9 protein-coding genes are annotated in these 17,505 nt (G+C 61.0%); 6 read left to right on the top strand and 3 right to left on the bottom strand.

Going from position 1 to position 17,505, the window contains the following annotated elements:
* Nucleotides 1-70 precede the first annotated feature (70 nt).
* Nucleotides 71-1,423 carry a TolC family outer membrane protein gene (locus ACVW0Y_RS02175; protein ID WP_457435754.1) on the bottom strand — a complete coding sequence of 451 codons (1,353 nt, stop codon included), beginning with the start codon at nucleotides 1,421-1,423 and terminating at the stop codon, nucleotides 71-73.
* 370 nt (nucleotides 1,424-1,793) lie between these two features.
* On the opposite strand from ACVW0Y_RS02175, the gene ACVW0Y_RS02170 reads away from it, so the two are divergent.
* The 5 genes from ACVW0Y_RS02170 (at nucleotide 1,794) to ACVW0Y_RS02150 (ending at nucleotide 13,923) form a co-directional block, all read left to right on the top strand.
* Nucleotides 1,794-10,370 (top strand): retention module-containing protein, encoded by an 8,577-nt coding sequence (locus ACVW0Y_RS02170; RefSeq protein ID WP_457435753.1) that lies wholly within the window; start codon nucleotides 1,794-1,796, stop codon nucleotides 10,368-10,370.
* A 168-nt stretch (nucleotides 10,371-10,538) separates the two neighbouring features.
* Nucleotides 10,539-10,877, top strand: coding sequence for a tryptophan synthase subunit beta (locus ACVW0Y_RS02165; protein ID WP_457435752.1), 339 nt, complete (start codon nucleotides 10,539-10,541; stop codon nucleotides 10,875-10,877).
* A gap of 145 nt (nucleotides 10,878-11,022) precedes the next feature.
* Nucleotides 11,023-11,403, top strand: a complete 381-nt coding sequence (locus ACVW0Y_RS02160; RefSeq protein ID WP_457435750.1) for a hypothetical protein — start codon at nucleotides 11,023-11,025, stop codon at nucleotides 11,401-11,403.
* A gap of 558 nt (nucleotides 11,404-11,961) precedes the next feature.
* A complete protein-coding gene (locus ACVW0Y_RS02155; RefSeq protein ID WP_457435749.1) occupies nucleotides 11,962-13,317 on the top strand; it encodes an MATE family efflux transporter in 1,356 nt (451 codons plus the stop codon).
* 111 nt (nucleotides 13,318-13,428) lie between these two features.
* Nucleotides 13,429-13,923 (top strand): hypothetical protein, encoded by a 495-nt coding sequence (locus ACVW0Y_RS02150; RefSeq protein WP_457435748.1) that lies wholly within the window; start codon nucleotides 13,429-13,431, stop codon nucleotides 13,921-13,923.
* A 363-nt stretch (nucleotides 13,924-14,286) separates the two neighbouring features.
* Here the strand turns inward: ACVW0Y_RS02150 and ACVW0Y_RS02145 are convergent, their stop codons facing one another.
* The gene (locus ACVW0Y_RS02145) at nucleotides 14,287-14,949 is read right to left on the bottom strand and encodes a TetR/AcrR family transcriptional regulator (protein ID WP_457435747.1); all 663 of its coding nucleotides are present in this window, start codon (nucleotides 14,947-14,949) and stop codon (nucleotides 14,287-14,289) included.
* 57 nt (nucleotides 14,950-15,006) lie between these two features.
* Between ACVW0Y_RS02145 and ACVW0Y_RS02140 the strand changes: the two genes are divergently transcribed.
* Nucleotides 15,007-16,095: a DUF2855 family protein gene (locus ACVW0Y_RS02140; protein WP_457435746.1), complete on the top strand. Its 1,089-nt coding sequence runs from the start codon at nucleotides 15,007-15,009 to the stop codon at nucleotides 16,093-16,095.
* A gap of 128 nt (nucleotides 16,096-16,223) precedes the next feature.
* Here ACVW0Y_RS02140 and ACVW0Y_RS02135 read toward each other — a convergent pair.
* A protein-coding gene (locus tag ACVW0Y_RS02135; RefSeq protein ID WP_457435745.1) for an IS3 family transposase occupies nucleotides 16,224-17,446 on the bottom strand; the annotation gives its coding sequence in 2 pieces (ribosomal slippage) (nucleotides 16,224-17,095 and nucleotides 17,095-17,446; 1,224 coding nt in all).
* Nucleotides 17,447-17,505 lie beyond the last annotated feature (59 nt).

Here is a 17,505-nt window from a genome sequence, read left to right as displayed (position 1 = left end):
CTACAACGATACGCAATCTGTAGGAGCGGCTTCAGCCGCGATGCTCTTCAGCTAGAGGCGGACGCCGAACTCAGTTCAGACCAGGCAACGCAATCTGCGGCTTCACGTCGTTCTGCACCACGGTTTCCATCGGTGCGACCACACCATGGGTTTTCAGCAAGGTGCCGAGGGTGGCTTGCAGGCGGTACTGGGTGTACTGCTCGGCCAGTTTGATTTCGGCCAAGCGGCGCTGGGCGCTGAACAGCTCGTTTTCGCTGTCGAGCAAGTCCAGCAGGGTGCGTTCGCCGAGGGCGAATTGCTTCTGGTAGGCGGTGCGCACTTCGCTGGTTTCATCCACGTATTGCTGGGCAATCGGCAACTGGGTGCGTGCATTGTTCAGCGCGTTCCAGGCCAGGCCCAGTTCTTCGTTGAGCTGACGCAGGGCGTTGTTGCGGATATCCAGCGCTTCACCGGCCTGGTACGAGCGCGCCTCCAGGGTGGCCTTGTCGCTGCCGCCGCTGTACAGGTTGTAGCGCATGCGCAGCATGGCTTCCCACTCGTTGTAATGACCGTCCTGGCCATCGATATCGTTGTTGGCGGAGCGGCCCAGCTCGGCATCGAAACGTGGGTAGAAGGTCGACTTGGCGGCTTTGTACTGCTGCTCGGCGGCGGCGATATCGGCCTCGGCGGAACGCAGGATCGGGCTGTTCTCGATCATTTGCTGACGCGCCTGGGCCAGGGTTTCCGGCAATTGAATGCCGGTGGTTGGCACTTGCAGGTCGACCGGATCGGCACCCACGGCGCTATAGAAGTTGGTTTGCGCATCAACCAGATTGGTCTGCTCGGTGATCAGGTTGTTACGCGCCTGGGCCAGACGCGCTTCGGCCTGATTGAGGTCGGCCATGCGACCGACGCCACGGTCGGTGCGCAGGCGGATCTGGTCATGAATGCGTTCGTGGCTTTGCAGATTGGCCTCGGCCAGGTGTACCAGGTCCTGACGGGTAAGCATTTCCAGATAGACCTGGGCAACGGTCAGCGCGGTGCGCTCGGAGGTGTTGAGCAAGGCATAGGCGCGGGAGTTGACGGTGGCTTTGTTGCGGCCCACTTCGCTGGAAGTGGCGAAACCGTCGAACAGCATCTGGCTCAGGCGCACGGTGGATTCACCGCGACTCAGGGTATTCCAATCATTACTGCCGGCTTCGGCGCGGCTGGAAGGATCGTCGGTGCCTTCGCGGCCATAACCGGCCAACACATCCACTTTTGGCAAGTAGCCGCCCTGGGCCGCACGTAGACCAGAGTCAGCCGCCAGGCGTCGATTAACTGCCGCATGAACCTCAGGGTGTTCGGTGACCGCTTGTTGCATGGCCTCCTGAAGGGATTGGGCCGACACCGAAAAACTGGCACTTACAGCAACAGGCAGCAACGCAAGAAAAGCAAAACGCATGTGAGATTTTCCCCTGAAACCTACTCCCGGCGCCTACTGACGTGTCTTCAGGCGTTCGAAAGCGGCAGATGTTAGATAGTTTTTATGGCGAAAAAATAAGTGAGAGCCACTTCTCATATCCGTGTATCAGATTCACCTTACTAGCAAAGTGACATTACCCGATGGATTGTTTAGGATGTCGCAAAATTGGTCAATAGTTTGGCAGAAAGATGCCAACCAACACAACAAAACCAAAATATTGACGCCATTTTTTAGACGCCTATCCCTGGCAAGATCCTTGCCTGAATAGGGGTCACCCGCTCTATCGCTTGACCAATCCGACCTTATTTGCACTGCCGTTTGCCTGAAGCTTGCCAGGGAGAGTCACTACATGAGCACCGCCGTCGCCATCGTTAAAAGTATTGTTGGCCAAGTTATCGCGACATCCGCCGAGGGTGCTCATCGCGTCCTTGTCGAAGGCGACCGTTTGTATGTAGGCGACACCCTGGATACCGGTGCGGGCGGTATGGTCAGCCTGGAATTGGCCGACGGGCGCACGCTCGACCTGGGTCGCGATACCCAGTGGAGCAGCGCCGATTCGGCCAGCGAAAGCGCTGCCACCCCGGCGCAGAGCACTGCCGACGCCCATGCCGAAGTGCTCGATGTGCAACGCGCCATCGTCGCCGGTGCCGACCCGACCCAAGACCTCGCCCCCACCGCAGCCGGCCCTGGTGCCGGCGGTGCTGGCGGTGGTGCCGCTGGCGGCAGCCATACCTTTGTCTTGCTGAGCGAAACCGCTGGCGCGGTACAACCGGACATCGGTATCGCCTTTACCGATCCCGCTGGCGGCGATGCGGTGGTTCAGGAACAGGCCTTCAGCACCGATCAGAACCTGCCCCCGGCCTTTACCGACGCCGCCGGAAATGATGCATCTACGACAATAAATGTCACCACCGACGAAGACGTTGCCTTCAACGGTGCCTTCAGCGCTACCGACAACAACGGCGACGCTTTGACGTATACCCTGGGCAGCGGCGTCAGCCACGGTGCCTTGACCGTCACCCCGCAAGGCGTGTGGGTGTACACCCCGGCCGCCAATTACAACGGCCCGGACAGTTTCCAGATAGTGGTCACCGACGGCCGCGGCGGCAGTGACACCCTGACCGTGAACATCGGCGTCAACCCGGTGAACGACGCCCCGCTTGCCGATCCGGCCACTGGCAGCGCCACCGAAGACAGCCCCTTGGTCAGCGGCCAGTTGACCGCCAGCGATGTCGACAGCGGCGACACCCAGACCTTCACCCTGCAAAGCGGCAGCACTGCGCCCGCCGGCTTTACCCTGAACAGCAACGGCACCTGGTCCATCGACCCAAGCAACGCGGCCTATCAAAGCCTGGGTGCCGGTCAGCAGCTGACCGTCAGCGTGCCGTTCACCGTCACCGACAGCGGCGGCCTGACCAGCAACAGCGTGCTGACTCTGACCATTACCGGGGTCAACGATGCCCCGGTAGTCAGCGGCACCGTTGCCGTCTCCCAGACCGAAGACGACAGCAACTTCACCGTCAACCTGCTGAGCCACGCCAGCGATACCGACAACGGCGACAGCCTGAGCGTGACCAATGTCGCCCAGTCGGGCACTGACGACGCGTCCGGCGTGACCATCAATGCCGATGGCACCCTGAGCGTGAACCCCAACGCCTACAACTACCTGGCCGTCGGCGAAAGCGTCACCCTCACCTACAACTACAACGTAGTTGACCAGAACGGCGGCAGCACCCCGGCCAGCGCCAGCATCACCATCGATGGCGTCAACGATGCGCCCGTGGTGAGCTCGGCCGTCAGCGCCACCTTCAGCGAAGATGCCGCGCTGCAGACTATCAACCTGCTGCAGAACGCCAGCGACGTAGACCTCAGCGACAGCCTCAGCGTTGCCAATCTGCAGGAAACCAGTGGTGGCAATACCAGCGGCGTCACCCTGAACAGCGACGGCACCCTGAGCGTCAACCCGGACGCCTACACCTACCTGGCGGCCGGTCAGACCCTAACCCTGAGTTACACCTACAACGTGATCGACGGTAATGGTGGCGTGACCCCAACCGCCGCCACCCTGACCATCACCGGCCAGAACGATGCGCCAGTGGCCGTCGCCGATGTGAAGTCGGGCAATGAAGACAGCGTGATCACCGGCAACCTCATCGCCAATGACACCGACGTGGACAGCGGCGCGGTGCTCAGCGTGTCCAAATTCAGCTACCAGTTGCTCGGCTTTACCGTTACCGCCAACGCCGGCAGCCACCTGGATATCCCGCTGGTGGGGCGTATCAGTGTTTCTGCCAACGGTGACTTCACCTTTACCCCGGTGGCGAACTACAACGGCAACGTGCCGACCGTCACCTATACCCTTACCGACGGCACAGCCAGCACCACCTCCACGCTGAACATCACGGTTGATCCGCTTAACGACAACCCGGTCATCACCGCGCCAACCACCGCGCAAGTCAGCGAAGACGGCAGCAAAGTATTCGGCCTCGGCCAGACCATCGCCACCACCGATGTCGATGGCGACACCCTGACCGCCAAACTGACCGTGGCGCACGGCAGCCTGACGGTTGGCGCGCTGGTGGGTAGCGGCGTCACCGTAAGCGGCTCCGGTACCGGCACCCTGGTGCTCACCGGCAGCCAGTTGGCGATCAACGCGGCGCTGCAAGGCCTGACCTACAAGCCTGTGGCCGACTACAACGGCAACGACCTGCTGCATATCACCAGCACCGACGGCACCGCGACCACCAGCCACGACGTGGCCATCACCATTAACCCGGTTGCGGATATTCGCGCCGACAGCGTCAGCATCAACGAAGACAATGTGCTCAGCTTCAACGCCATTACCGGCGTGGGCGGCGGCACGGCCGACAACTTCGAAAATGCCGGTCGCGCCGTTACCGGCGTAACCCAAGGCCAACACGGTAGCGTTAGCTACAACGCCGACGGCAGCCTGGTTTACACCCCCGATGCCAACTACAACGGCAGCGACAGCTTCACCTACACCGTGACCTCCGGCGGCGTGACTGAAACCGCCACCGTCAGCGTGACTGTGCGCCCGGTAAACGATGCTGCGGTGCTGAGCGATGCCAACGTCCACGTTGCCGAAACCGACAGCGCCATCACCACCACTGGCCAGCTGACCATCACCGACATCGACAGCCCGGCCACCTTCACCGCGCAAAGCAACGTGACAGGCACCTACGGCACCTTCAGCATCACTGCGGGCGGCGCGTGGACCTTCGTTGCCAACTCGGCGTTCAACGCACTCAACGAGAACGACAGCGTCAGCGAGACCTTCACCGTGACCAGCGCCGATGGCACCCCGACCAGCGTCAAGGTCACCATCGAGGGCACCAACGATGCACCTGTCGCCAGCGCCAGCGTGGTGGGTAGCGGCAGCGAAGACCCGAGCCGCCCGATCCAGATCACCCTCGGCGGCAGTGATGTCGACGGCAGCGTGACCAGCTACTCCATCGAGTCCCTGCCGGCACACGGCAACCTGTACGCCAACGCCGACGGCAGCGGTCCTCTCGCCGCGGGCGACGTGGTGACCGGCCCGGTGTATTTCGTGCCGACCGCGAACTGGGGCGGCAGCACCGCGTTCGACTTCAAAGCCATCGACAACAGCAACGCCAGCTCCACCACCAGCAGCGCCACCATCACCGTCACCCCAGTGGCCGATGCGCCCACCCTGACCTTTGGCGGGGCCAGCCAACTGCTTGCCACCGGTTTCGAAGAAACCGCCGTGACTGGCGGCCATAACGGCAATGTCGCCGTCGGCACCCTGGGTGGCGGCCAATGGCACACCGGTAACAGCGGCGATGCTGTGGAAATCGGTAGCGAAGGCACCTATATCAGCGGTGGCAGCAACACCAATCAGGTGCTCGAACTGGAGCGCAACCCAGGCGATGCCAGCAACCTGTTCACCACCATCAGCGCCGACGCCGGCGAAACCTTCGTGGTGCAGTTCCAATACTCGCCACGCAGCGGGCAGGAAGCCAACTCCGGTATCGATGTGTATTGGGGCGGCCAGAAAATCGGCAGCCTGAGCGGCACCAGCGCCGGTCTGGTCACCTATACCTATACCCTGCCGGCCGCTGCCGCTGGCAACTACACCTTGGAATTCCGCGCCACCGACAGCAACTCCCTGGGCGGCCTGCTGGACAATATCAGCGTGTCGTCGCAGCCCAACGTCGGCCTGGAAGACCACGCGATCAAACTGTCCAGCATCAGCGCGGCAGTTACCGACACCGACGGTTCGGAAAGCATCACCAAGATCACCATCGACGACGCCCCAGCCGGCTCGATCATCAGCGATGGCCATGGCAACACCGTTACCAGCAGCGGCGCGCCGATTGATATCAGCAGCTGGGCCAAAGGCAGCCTGACCTTTACCCCACCGCAAGACTTCAACGGCAGCATCGTCCTTCACGTCAGCGCCACTTCCAGCGAAGCCACGGGCGGCAGCGCCACCACTACCCTGCCGCTGACCGTCACCGTACTGGCGGAAAACGATGCACCGACCACCGCCAATCAGAGCCTGAGCATTGCTGAAGACACTGCCCTGAACGGCACCATCGTCGGCCACGATACGGACGGCGATGCCCTGACCTACAGCCTGGCCACCGGCCCGGCACACGGCACGCTGACCCTCAACGCCAATGGCACCTTCACCTACACACCGAGTGCCAACTACAGCGGCAGCGACAGTTTCACGGTGAAAGTGGCCGACCCGAGTGGTGCGTTTGTGAACAGCGTGGTCAGCATCGGCGTCACCCCGGTGAACGACGCACCGGTCACCGCCGACCAAAGCAAAACCACCCCCGAAGACACTGCCATTAGCGGCCAAGTGGTTGCCAGCGATGTCGAGGGCGATAGCTTGAGCTACGCCATCCAAAGTGGCAGCGCCCACGGCAACCTGGTGCTCAACACCACCACTGGTGCCTACACCTACACCCCGACTGGCAATTACAACGGCAACGACAGTTTCACCATCCGGGTTTCCGACGGTAAAGGTGGTCTGGCCGACAGCGTGGTCAACATCAACGTCACCCCGGTGAACTATGTCCCGACTGCCCCGAACCAGTCACTGAGCACCGCCGAAGACACCGCCTTGAACGGCGCTATCGCGGGCCACGACGCGGACGGCGATGCCCTGACCTACAGCCTGGCCACCGGCCCGGCACACGGCACGCTGACCCTCAACGCCAATGGCACCTTCACCTACACACCGGGTGCCAACTACAGCGGCAGCGACAGTTTCACGGTGAAAGTGGCCGACCCGAGTGGTGCGTTTGTGAACAGCATGGTCAGCATCGGCGTCACCCCGGTGAACGACGCACCGGTCACCGCCGACCAAAGCAAAACCACCCCCGAAGACACTGCCATTAGCGGCCAAGTGGTTGCCAGCGATGTCGAGGGCGATAGCTTGAGCTACGCCATCCACAGTGGCAGCGCCCACGGCAACCTGGTGCTCAACACCACCACTGGTGCCTACACCTACACCCCGACTGGCAATTACAACGGCAACGACAGTTTCACCATCCGGGTTTCCGACGGTAAAGGTGGTCTGGCCGACAGCGTGGTCAACATCAACGTCACCCCGGTGAACGATGTCCCGACTGCCCCAAACCAGTCACTGAGCACCGCCGAAGACACCGCCTTGAACGGCGCTATCGCGGGCCACGACGCGGACGGCGATGCCCTGACCTACAGCCTGGCTACCGGCCCGGCACACGGCACGTTGACCCTCAACGCCAACGGCACCTTCACCTACACGCCGACTGCCAACTACAACGGCAGCGACAGCTTCACGGTGAAAGTGGCGGACCCGAGCGGTGCGTTTGTGAACAGCGTGGTCAGCGTCGGCGTCACGCCGGTCAACGATGCGCCGGTCGCGGTTGCCGACCACTACACCCCCGGCCTTACTGGCCAGTACTTCGGCTATGCACAGGGCAGCGGCGACAACCTGGCCACCATCGCCCAAGTGGAATCGCTGATCGCCGGCAAAACGCCGAATGCGACCTTTATCGCCACCGTCCTGAACTACGGCAATGGTGTCAGCAACGACCTGGGTGCCGGCACCAACCTGCAGACCTTCCTGGGCAACGACAAGGCCAGCCTGTCCGCCGACCCAGTCACCACCACTGACGCGATCATCAAGCTCAGCGGCCAGGTCAGCCTGGCCGCCGGCAGTTACACCTTCAAAGTGACCTCCGACGACGGTTTTATCCTGCGCATCGACGGTCAGGACGTGGTCAAGTTCGACGGCAACCGCGGCGCCGCTGCCACCACCGCCAACTACACCATCGCCACTTCCGGCAACCACCAGATCGAGATCATCTACTGGGATCAGGGCAGCAATGCCTCGCTGAAAGTGGAAACCAAGCTCGCCGGCAGCAACGACAGCACCTACACCGTGCTCGGTGCCAGCGGCAACACCAGCTCGCTGACAACGGCCGAAGACACCGCGCTGACCATCAAAGCCAGCCAGTTGCTGGGCAATGACAGCGACGTGGACGGCGACACCCTGACCCTGACCAGCGTGCAGAACAACACGCATGGCATTGTGGCGCTGAGCAACGGCGTGGTCACCTTCACCCCGGATGCCAACTACAACGGCGAAGCGACCTTCCAGTACAGCATCAGCGATGGCAAAGGCGGCACCGCCAACGCTACCGTGACCCTGAATGTGACGGCGGTGAACGACGCGCCAAGCGTCTTGGCAACACCGGTGGCCCTGACCGCGGCCAACGAAGACAGCAGCGTGACCATCACCTCGGCGCAACTGTTGGCCAACGCCAGCGATGTCGAAGGCAATACCTTGAGCGTGCTCAACCTGACTGTGCCAAGCAGCCAAGGCTCGCTGGTGGCGAACGGCAACGGCACCTGGACCTTCACCCCGGTGAAGGACTGGAATGGCACCGCGACCTTCAGTTACAACGTCAGCGATGGCACGTTGAGCACCCCGGATACCGCCACCCTGGTGATCACACCGGTGGCCGATGCAGTAGCGGATACCGCCACCCTCAAAGAAGACAACGCCATCACCCTCAACGTGCTGGGCAACGACAACTTCAGCAATACCGCCACCATCACCGCCATCAATGGCACGGCCATCAGCAGCAATGGTTCGGTGAGCGTCGACCACGGCTCGGTGAAACTGGTCAACGGCCAACTGCTGTTTACCCCAACTGCCGACTACCACGGCCAGTCGAACTTCACCTACACCGTGACTTCGGGCGGCGTGACCGAGTCTTCGACCGTCAAGCTGATGATCAACTCGGTAAGCGACGCCAGCACGCCGACCATCAGCGTGACGCCTAAGGGTTACTGGACCTTCGACTCGGCCACCAACAATGCCACCACCGTCAGCAACGTCAGCACCGGACAAACCGGCACCCTGGTGGACAGCGTGGCGAAAAGCGGCAACACCGGTAACTCGAACATTCCAACCCTGAGCAACGATTCGCGCGCCACTGGCGCTGGCTCTTACCTGACGCTCAACAGCGGCAGCGATACCGGCGACCATATTGACGTCGCGGCATCGGTCACCAATGTTCTGCTGGGTGCCGCCACCCTGACCTTCTGGATCAACACCGCGCAGGCGGGCGGCTCCGATGGCAAGGGCAACTCCTGGAACAACCCGAGCATCATTGGCAGCGAGCAGGTGAGCGGCGGCAACGATATCCAGTGGGGTGCCATCAACAGCAGCGGCCAGATCGGCTTTGGTCTGGGCAACGTCAACGGCGTGTACAGCATCACCGCGATCAACGACAGCCAGTGGCACAACATCGCCATTTCCCGCGATGCCTCCAGCGGTCTGGTCAGCGTGTATGTCGACGGCAAGCTGGAAGCCACCGGCAGCCCGAGCGACAGCGCCTTCACCGGCACGCTCAACCACCTGCTGGAAATCGGCGTGACCGATACCTTCAGCGGCAACGGCACCGATGCCAGCGACTCGGCCTACTTCAAAGGCGCGCTGGATGACCTGCGGATCTACAGCGGCGTGCTGACGGCCGACCAGATCGCCGCCATCAACCATGTGGAAAACGGCTACCAGGGCACGGCGATTGCCAATGCCACCACCAGCACCGAGAACACCCTGAGCCTGAGCGTTACCGACACGGCCAGCTCGCTGACCGTGACCGGCCTGGAAAACGGCATGACCATCAGCGACGGCAACGGCCATTCGGCGACCTCCGCTGGCGTGGACTCGGTGATCGACCTGAGCACCTGGACCACCAGCAACCTGACCCTGGGCCACACCGGCACTGACTCGGCGACGCTGATCTTCACCGGCACCAACACCGCTGCCAATGGCGATACCAGCAGCACCAATGAGTACCTGACCCTGGCCAACGGCACCTCGGTATTGGCCACCGGTACCGGTGCTGCGGACACCCTGAACGGCTCGTCGGCCTCCGACCTGCTGCGCGGCGGTGACGGTAACGACACCCTGTATGGCCTGGCGGGCCATGACCGCCTGGAAGGTGGTGCCGGCAACGACAGCCTGTACGGCGGCGCAGGCAACGATGTGCTGCTGGGCGGCGACGGCAATGATCTGCTGTTCGGCGGTAGCGGCAACAACATCATGACCGGTGGCGGGGGTGCGGACACCTTCACCTGGCAGGCTGGCGATGTCGGTAAATCGACCATCACCGACTTCAACGCCGTCGATGGCGATCGCATCAACCTCAGCGATCTGCTGCCGGATATCACCGACACCAATGTGCTCAGCTACCTGAAAGTCGATACCGCCACCTCGACCATTCAGGTCAGCACCAGCGGCCATATCGACCAGGGCGCGGATGTCAGCATCACCCTGCAAGGGGTGGATCTGACCACCTATGGCTCCTCGTCGGCGGACATCATCAAATCGCTGGTTGCCGGTACCGATCCGGTGGTGAAAACCGACCACCATTAATTAGGGCGGGACTAAACGGCGCGTCTCCAGCAGTTCGGAGTTCGCGCCGTTTTTTTATCCGGAGAACGCTGCCTGGCAAGAATGCGTTGCAGGCGCTACACACAACTGGCAGGGTTTGCGTTTGCCCAGCCGGCGTGTGCATTTCAACCAATAAGAGAGGGTTTGCTGATGCTGTATATCCAGCGCAACGAGTTCGGTGAACTGACGCGCGTAGAAGCCGCCGCCTTCGAGGGTGCCACCGGTACCCTGCCCGCCGACGACCACGACGTCCAGGCCTGGTACGCCAACCACACCGTCGAGAGCAACCTGCTGCAACTCAAGCAGAGCGACCTGGAAATGATCCGGGTAATCGACGACCTGATTTCCGTACTGATGAACAAAGGCGTACTGCGCATCACCGACCTGCCGCCGGCCGCCCAGGGCAAACTGCTCAGCCGCAACCAATCGCGGGAAGCCTTGGGTGGGCTGCACAGGCTGATCAACGATGATGATGCCGGGGTGATCTGAACCCTTTGTTTAAGAGGCTGAAGCCCGAAGAAGACCCCGTTTAATTGCCGGAGCGGCCTCAGCCTTGACCTTTTGATCTGTGGAGGCGCTGTTTTAACCGCGAGCCACACTACCCCCAAACCCGACGTGCCCATGGAAGATCGATATGCACAAACGGATGGCGCTGCTTTTTATTGCTTTGCTTTCGACCAGCGCCGCGGCTGAAGACGAGGACTGTTCGCCTCAGGAACCCAGTCTGGCGTCACTCCGCGAGCTGCTGAAATCGAGCCCCTACGAACTTGCCCACCAGGAAGCAAAACTGGAAAAACCACGTTTCTACGGGGTTCTGGGGTACGGGCGAACAGTCGTTAATATTGACAGTGAGCTGGCCAACTGCGCGGCCAGAAACGGCCAGGTCAAAGATATGCCCGGCACATCGGACTATCTGTGCACCGCCGAAATAGACAATCTCCAGCCCTCCGCTCTACGGTTTGCCGAGAAGTACAACCTTGAGCTGGCAAAGTTGGCGCACCTGGACTGCAATTGATACGTTGGCTAAAAGCAGAGAACCAATTGGACCTTAAAACTGCCCACGATTTTTCCAGTAGCAACCGCACACAGATAGAAACGAGTGACCGCTGCGGATGCTTTCACTGCCTACAGATATTCGGTCCAATGAACACCACTGAATGGATTGATGGGGACGCCACAGCGCTTTGCCCTGAATGGGGCATCGATTCAGTTATCGGCTCCGATTCATACGCCGGGCGGAGCAAAGAGTTTTTGGCGGCCATGCACGCCTATTGGTTTTAAATCACCTGGCAAACAGTACGTTAACGATCAACAGCATCGCGGCTAAAGCCCCTCCCACCAGACCGCAAAATCCCGTAGGAGCGGCTTGAGCCGCGATGCTGTTGATCTTGGCAAGGCGACCGTTTTTTTGCGTTTGCAGGGATCGCGGCTAAAGCCGCTCCTACGGATTGTGCTATCTGGTGGGAGGGGCTTTAGCCGCGAGCTTTTTGTCGCCCCATCACTGACTTGTCTCAGGTGCAAAAAAACCGTGTTCATGCTCAGATGACCGACTGCCGAACCACGAGCCCTTGCGATGCACGCCCCCACCCAACGCCCGCTGTGGCAGGTGTACCTGCTATTTCTGTTACCGATGGTGCTGTCGAATTTCCTGCAGGGGCTGTCGGGCACCCTCAATAGCATTTATATCGGCCAGATGCTTGGCACCCAGGCACTGGCGGCGGTGTCGGGGATGTTTCCCATCGTGTTCTTTTTTATCGCCCTGGTGATCGGCCTGGGTGCCGGGGCCTCGGTGTTAATCGGCCAGGCCTGGGGCGCCCGTGAACCCCAGATGGTCAAGGCCATCGCCGGCACCACCCTGACCCTCGGTGCCCTGATCGGTCTGCTGGCTGCGGTGGTCGGCACGCTGTTCGCCCACGAAGCGATGGTGGCCCTGGGCACTCCAACGGACGTTCTGGAAGACGCCACGGCGTATATGCAGGTGATGATGCTGATCATGCCGCTGCTGTTGGTGTTCGTGCTGTTCACCCAACTGCTGCGCGGCGTGAGCGACACCGTGTCGCCGCTGTTGGCGCTGATTCTCTCCACCGTCGCCGGCCTGCTCCTGACCCCGGCGCTGATCAAGGGCTGGCTGGGCTTGCCGCCGATGGGCATTCAAAGCGCCGCCTACGCCGGCCTGTTCAGCAACCTGCTGGCGATGCTGCTGCTCACCGTCCGCTTGCGCTACAAAAACCATGTGCTGGCACCCGACCTTGCGCTGCTCAAGGCGCTGCGCGTCGACCGGGCAATTGTCGGCAAGGTACTGCGCATCGGCCTGCCCACCGGTTTGCAGATGGTGGTGATTTCGTTGTCGGAGCTGGTGATTCTGGCCCTGGTCAACCAGCATGGCTCGCAAGCCACCGCGGCCTATGGCGCGGTGACCCAGATCGTCAACTACGTGCAGTTCCCGGCCCTGTCGATTGCCATCACCGCTTCCATTCTGGGCGCCCAGGCCATTGGTGCCGGGCAGGTGCAACGCATCGGCGCGATCCTGCGCACCGGCCTGCTGATCAACACCTGCCTGACCGGTGCCCTGGTGCTGCTCGGCTACGGGCTATCGCACTGGCTGCTGGGGCTGTTTATCACCGACCCGGCCACCCGCGCCCAGGCCGAACACCTGCTGCACATCATGCTCTGGAGCATTCTGGTGTTCGGCTACCAGGCCGCCGTGGGCGGCATCATGCGCGCCAGTGGCGTGGTACTGGTGCCGGTGGCCATCTCGATCTTCTGCATCCTCGGCGTACAAACCCCGGCGGCCTATTGGCTGGATATGCAGTTTGGCCTGGAAGGCGTATGGATGGCGTTTCCACTGGCCTACGTCACCATGCTGCTGATGCAGGTGTTGTACTACCGGATGGTGTGGCGGCATCGGCAGATTACGCGGTTGGTGTGATGGCTGCGGTGCGGCTGGCAGTGCGCTAGCCAGGCGCACGTATCCCCGGCATCATCCGCTTCACCGCAAAAGGCTGCGCAAGTACGCGCCAGCCAGCCATGAGCTCACGGAATGAACGCCGACCAAGACGACGCCCCCTATTACCTGCAACGAACCCAGCCGCGCGCCAACCTCTGGCGTTGGCTGCTAGCGCTGGCGTTTGGCACCTTGATCAGCTTGGGCCTGCTGTTTCTCGCCGGGCAATCCTTCCAGCAACCCACCGAAACCGCAGCGCCAATGCCGGTAGTCAGCCCCGTTCTGCGCAGCCAACCCGCGGCAGTCATCGAAGCCCGTGTGGCGGCCCCGAACTCGCCCGTTGCAGCGCCAGCGCCCGCTGCAAACGCGGCGAAACAGACCGTGTTCAACGACCACAACTACCAGCCCAAACCCTTGGTCAATTCGCTGTCCATGCCGCCAGTGACGACGCCCTCATCGCGCTCCGCCGAGGGTGCGGGCACGGTCACCGGTATCGCTGAAAAGCCCATGGCCTGTTGGCCGTTTCGCGAGGGCAGCATCGAGTACCGCGATTGCAAACGCGCAGTGCAGCTCAATAGCCGCAATCGATAACTCACTTAGCGAGAAAAGCAGATGAAGAAGATTATCTGCGCCACTGCGCTACTGCTGACCTTGGGCATTGCATAGGCTAACGATGCGACCGAGGCACCGGAAAAGTTCATCAGTTTGATGACGCCTGAACCGATTGCAGCTGCTAAGGATTCGGTGGCGCTGCCAAGACCAGATGGCACGAAACCAGAGATAGCGAAGGAGCACAAAGACAAGGCCAAAGCGGCCCTGGTACGCATCGGCTCATACAAATACCACCAATATCTGCAAACCCAGCGGCTGGGTACGCGGTGGAAATAGCGCTTCTATATGTGGACAACGGCACTATCACTTACGACCGATAAGCCGTGTGTTCAACAGAGCGCTTCAGACGATCTGCCCCACCCGCTGCAGCAACATCCCTTTCATCTCCGCCAGCCACAGCCGTTGTTGCTCAGCGCTTAACTGCGCGGTGAGGTAGTAACGCCGTCCGCCCCAGATGCTGGTCAACCAGGCATCGATGATTTCCGGGGCGGGCTGGCGTGGCAGGTCATGGCAGGCGGCGAATACTGCACGCCATTTGCCGGCCAGCTCTTCATAGGCGCGCGCCTGGTGTTTGCGTTCGGCGATTTTGTATTCGAGCTGGATCAGTTCGTAGCCAAACATCGAGCGCTCGGGTTCCGGTGGGTTGCAGCAGACTTCCAGCAAACGCTCGATGCGCTCCTGCCAGCTGAGATCGGTGGGTTGCACCACGTCGCTGTCCAGGCGCGTCAGCAGGCATTCGATGCCGTAGCGCACGTAGCCGGACAACAGCGCTTCCTTGCTGGGGAAATAGTCGTAGAGCGTGCCGATGGCGACGCCCGCTTCCAGGGCCACCGCGCGGGTGGTGAGGTTCGTCCAGCCCTGGCGCAGCCAAATCCGAACAAAGGCCTCGAAGATGGCCTCCACGGTGAAGATCGCGCGGGCCTGGCTGGGGCGTTTGAGCGGCTTGCTGCGCGGCTTGGCCGGATCGGCTGGCGGCGTATTGGCGTTTCCGAACCCGCGCTTCATGGTTAGCTCGTACTCTGTAACGACACGCTTACTCCGCACAAAAACCAGGAGCCCGCCATGTCAGGTCGCAGCAACGTAACACGCCTTCTTACCGAAAAAAACGCACTGGATCAGAGCCATATCGAGCAGCACGAGGAAGACCTCAGCGCCGGCCCCGGTGAGATTGTGGTCAAGCTTGAGCGCTTGTCGCTGACCACCAACAACATCACCTATGCCGCCTTTGGCGACTCGATGAATTACTGGGATTTCTTCCCCACCGGTGACGCCGGCCTGGGCCATGTGCCGGTGTGGGGTTTTGCCGATGTGATCGCCTCCAGCGTTGATGGCGTGGCGGTGGGCGAGCGCTTCTACGGCTACTTCCCGATTGCCAGTCACCTGCGCATGCAGCCGGAACGCGTCACCGACCGCGGCTTTTATGACGGCTCCGCCCACCGCCGCAACCTGACCTCGGCCTATAACCAGTACACCCGCTGCAGCTGGGATCCGTATTACAGCCCGGCCACGGAGAATCTGCAGATTCTGCTCAAGCCGCTGTTCCTGACGTCGTCCATGCTTGCCGATTTTTTGCAGGACAACGACTTCTTCGGCGCTACCCGGCTGGTGTTTTCCAGCGCCTCAAGCAAAACCGCGTTCGCCACGGCCGTGTGTCTGGATGCTGCCGGCGTGGAACGGGTGGCGCTGACCTCGCGCAGCAATACCGCGTTTGTCAGCGGCTTAGGCTGCTACGAGCAGACACTCGCCTACGACGACCTCAGCCAACTGAGCACGGACCAGCCGACCCTGTACGTGGATTTCTCCAGCGACCTGGCACTGCGCGACCGGGTGCACCAACACTTCGGCAGCCAACTGCTGTACAGCTGCTGCGCGGGTTCTGCGCAGAACACCGACCCGGCGCAGCTCACCGCTATTACCGGGCCGCAGCCGCAGCTGTTCTTTGCGCCGATTCAACTGCGCAAGCGCAATGCAGATTGGGGGCCGGTGAAGGTGTCCGAGCATATTGGTGAGGGGCTGGTGCGCTTTTATGACCAGGTCATGCCGCTGTTGGAGGTGAAGGTGAGCCAGGGTTTCCCGGCAGCGCAGGAGCTGATCGGAAAGCTGTACCACGGCAAGGTGCTTGCCAAGGAAGGGCATATCGTCGAGCTATAAGCGGCGCATACGCCGCGATTGGCCGGGCCTGAAACGCCAGAAGCTCGCGGCTGAGCGGAGCGCCGGAGCGGCCGTTCCTAGAGGATTTGTATGTCTAGTCCTGAAATAGGTTTACACCTGTTTCACTCTCAAAACGCCCGATGCACCGCATCGGGCGTTTTGTATTTCAAGGCCAGATGCGGCCGCTCTTCGTTATAAATCCCCACCGACTCGTCCACCATCTTCCGAGCCTCCACCAGGTCTTTAGGGCGATGTAGCAGGAATTCCATCTTCAAAATCCCGTTCACTCGCTCTGCCATCGCGTTTTGGTAACAGTCGTAGCCGTCGGTCATTGAGCAGGTGATGCCGTGCTTGACGTGCAGCCGCTGGTAAAGATCCGAGCAGTACTGCGCCCCACGGTCTGAGTGATGGACCAACGGCTGATCTGTTTTCCGCTCCCCTACGGCGTTCTTCAGCGCCTTGATCACCGACTCCGTGTGCAGATTCTCATGCACATGGTGCCCCACGATTTTGCGTGAGAACGCGTCGGTTATAAGGCTCAAGTAAGCCACGCTTTCCTGGGTCGGAAGGTAGGTTATGTCAGCCACCCAAACTTGCTCAGGTCCCGTAGCAACGATCTGTGCAGGCCCTTCTTTTAGTAGGTTGGGATGCCGCCGAAACCGATGATGACTGTGGGTGGTTTTGTGGTACGCACGCTTGCGAGGCACCAGTTCACGCGCTTCACGCAGGATCGCAAACAGCCGATCTCGACCCACCTGGAGCGCTGTTTCGGCTTCGATATGCAGCAAATGATGCAGCTTGCGGGTCCCCAACCTTGGTTGGCGGCGGCGCTTTTCCAAAACAAAGTCCAACACGCTTTGATCGTGTTGGGCGCGGGCCTCGTGTGCCCAGATTTGCTTGTAGTAAGCCTGGCGCGAAATCCCCATAAACAGGCAAGCCCTGGTGATACTCAGGCCTTCGATTTGCCCTTGCGAGAGGACTTGCCGGGTCGCTTTTTTACGATGGAAACGCCGTAGTCATTTTTCAGAACATTGACGACGGCTTCAAAGAATTGAGCCTTCTGGTTGCTCAATGCGAGCTGCTCTTCAAGCTCTTTGATCCGCTGTTCTGGCGTCAGCGGTGCAGATGGCTCGTCCACGGCACGGGTCCTCCGAACTCGAATAGATGCGCCTTGACTCCAGTCCTGCCGACCATGCTTGCGTAACCACACCAACACTGTCGATCTGCCCTGGATGCCGTAGCGGGTTTGAGCGTCTTTATAACTCAACTCGCCTTTTTCGACTTGGTCCACGACGGCCAGCTTAAAAGCCAAGGTGTAATCGCGCTGACTGCGCTTTTTACCCGAATCCATTGAGTCCTCCTGAAGATGGTCAGAAGGTGTAAACCTTATTCAGGACGGAACAGTATCCA

Source organism: Pseudomonas sp. TE3786 (assembly GCF_054057335.1).
This window is presented reverse-complemented; position numbering and strand designations above follow the sequence as displayed.

What these genes read in the sequence shown, in the direction of transcription:
- ACVW0Y_RS02140 (WP_457435746.1), top strand. Translation starts at nt 15,007, where the DNA reads ATGTCAGGTCGCAGCAACGTAACACGCCTTCTTACCGAAAAAAACGCA.
- ACVW0Y_RS02155 (WP_457435749.1), top strand. Translation starts at nt 11,962, where the DNA reads ATGCACGCCCCCACCCAACGCCCGCTGTGGCAGGTGTACCTGCTATTT.
- ACVW0Y_RS02160 (WP_457435750.1), top strand. Translation starts at nt 11,023, where the DNA reads ATGCACAAACGGATGGCGCTGCTTTTTATTGCTTTGCTTTCGACCAGC.
- ACVW0Y_RS02175 (WP_457435754.1), bottom strand. Translation starts at nt 1,423, where the DNA reads ATGCGTTTTGCTTTTCTTGCGTTGCTGCCTGTTGCTGTAAGTGCCAGT.
- ACVW0Y_RS02145 (WP_457435747.1), bottom strand. Translation starts at nt 14,949, where the DNA reads ATGAAGCGCGGGTTCGGAAACGCCAATACGCCGCCAGCCGATCCGGCC.
- ACVW0Y_RS02150 (WP_457435748.1), top strand. Translation starts at nt 13,429, where the DNA reads ATGAACGCCGACCAAGACGACGCCCCCTATTACCTGCAACGAACCCAG.
- ACVW0Y_RS02170 (WP_457435753.1), top strand. Translation starts at nt 1,794, where the DNA reads ATGAGCACCGCCGTCGCCATCGTTAAAAGTATTGTTGGCCAAGTTATC.
- ACVW0Y_RS02165 (WP_457435752.1), top strand. Translation starts at nt 10,539, where the DNA reads ATGCTGTATATCCAGCGCAACGAGTTCGGTGAACTGACGCGCGTAGAA.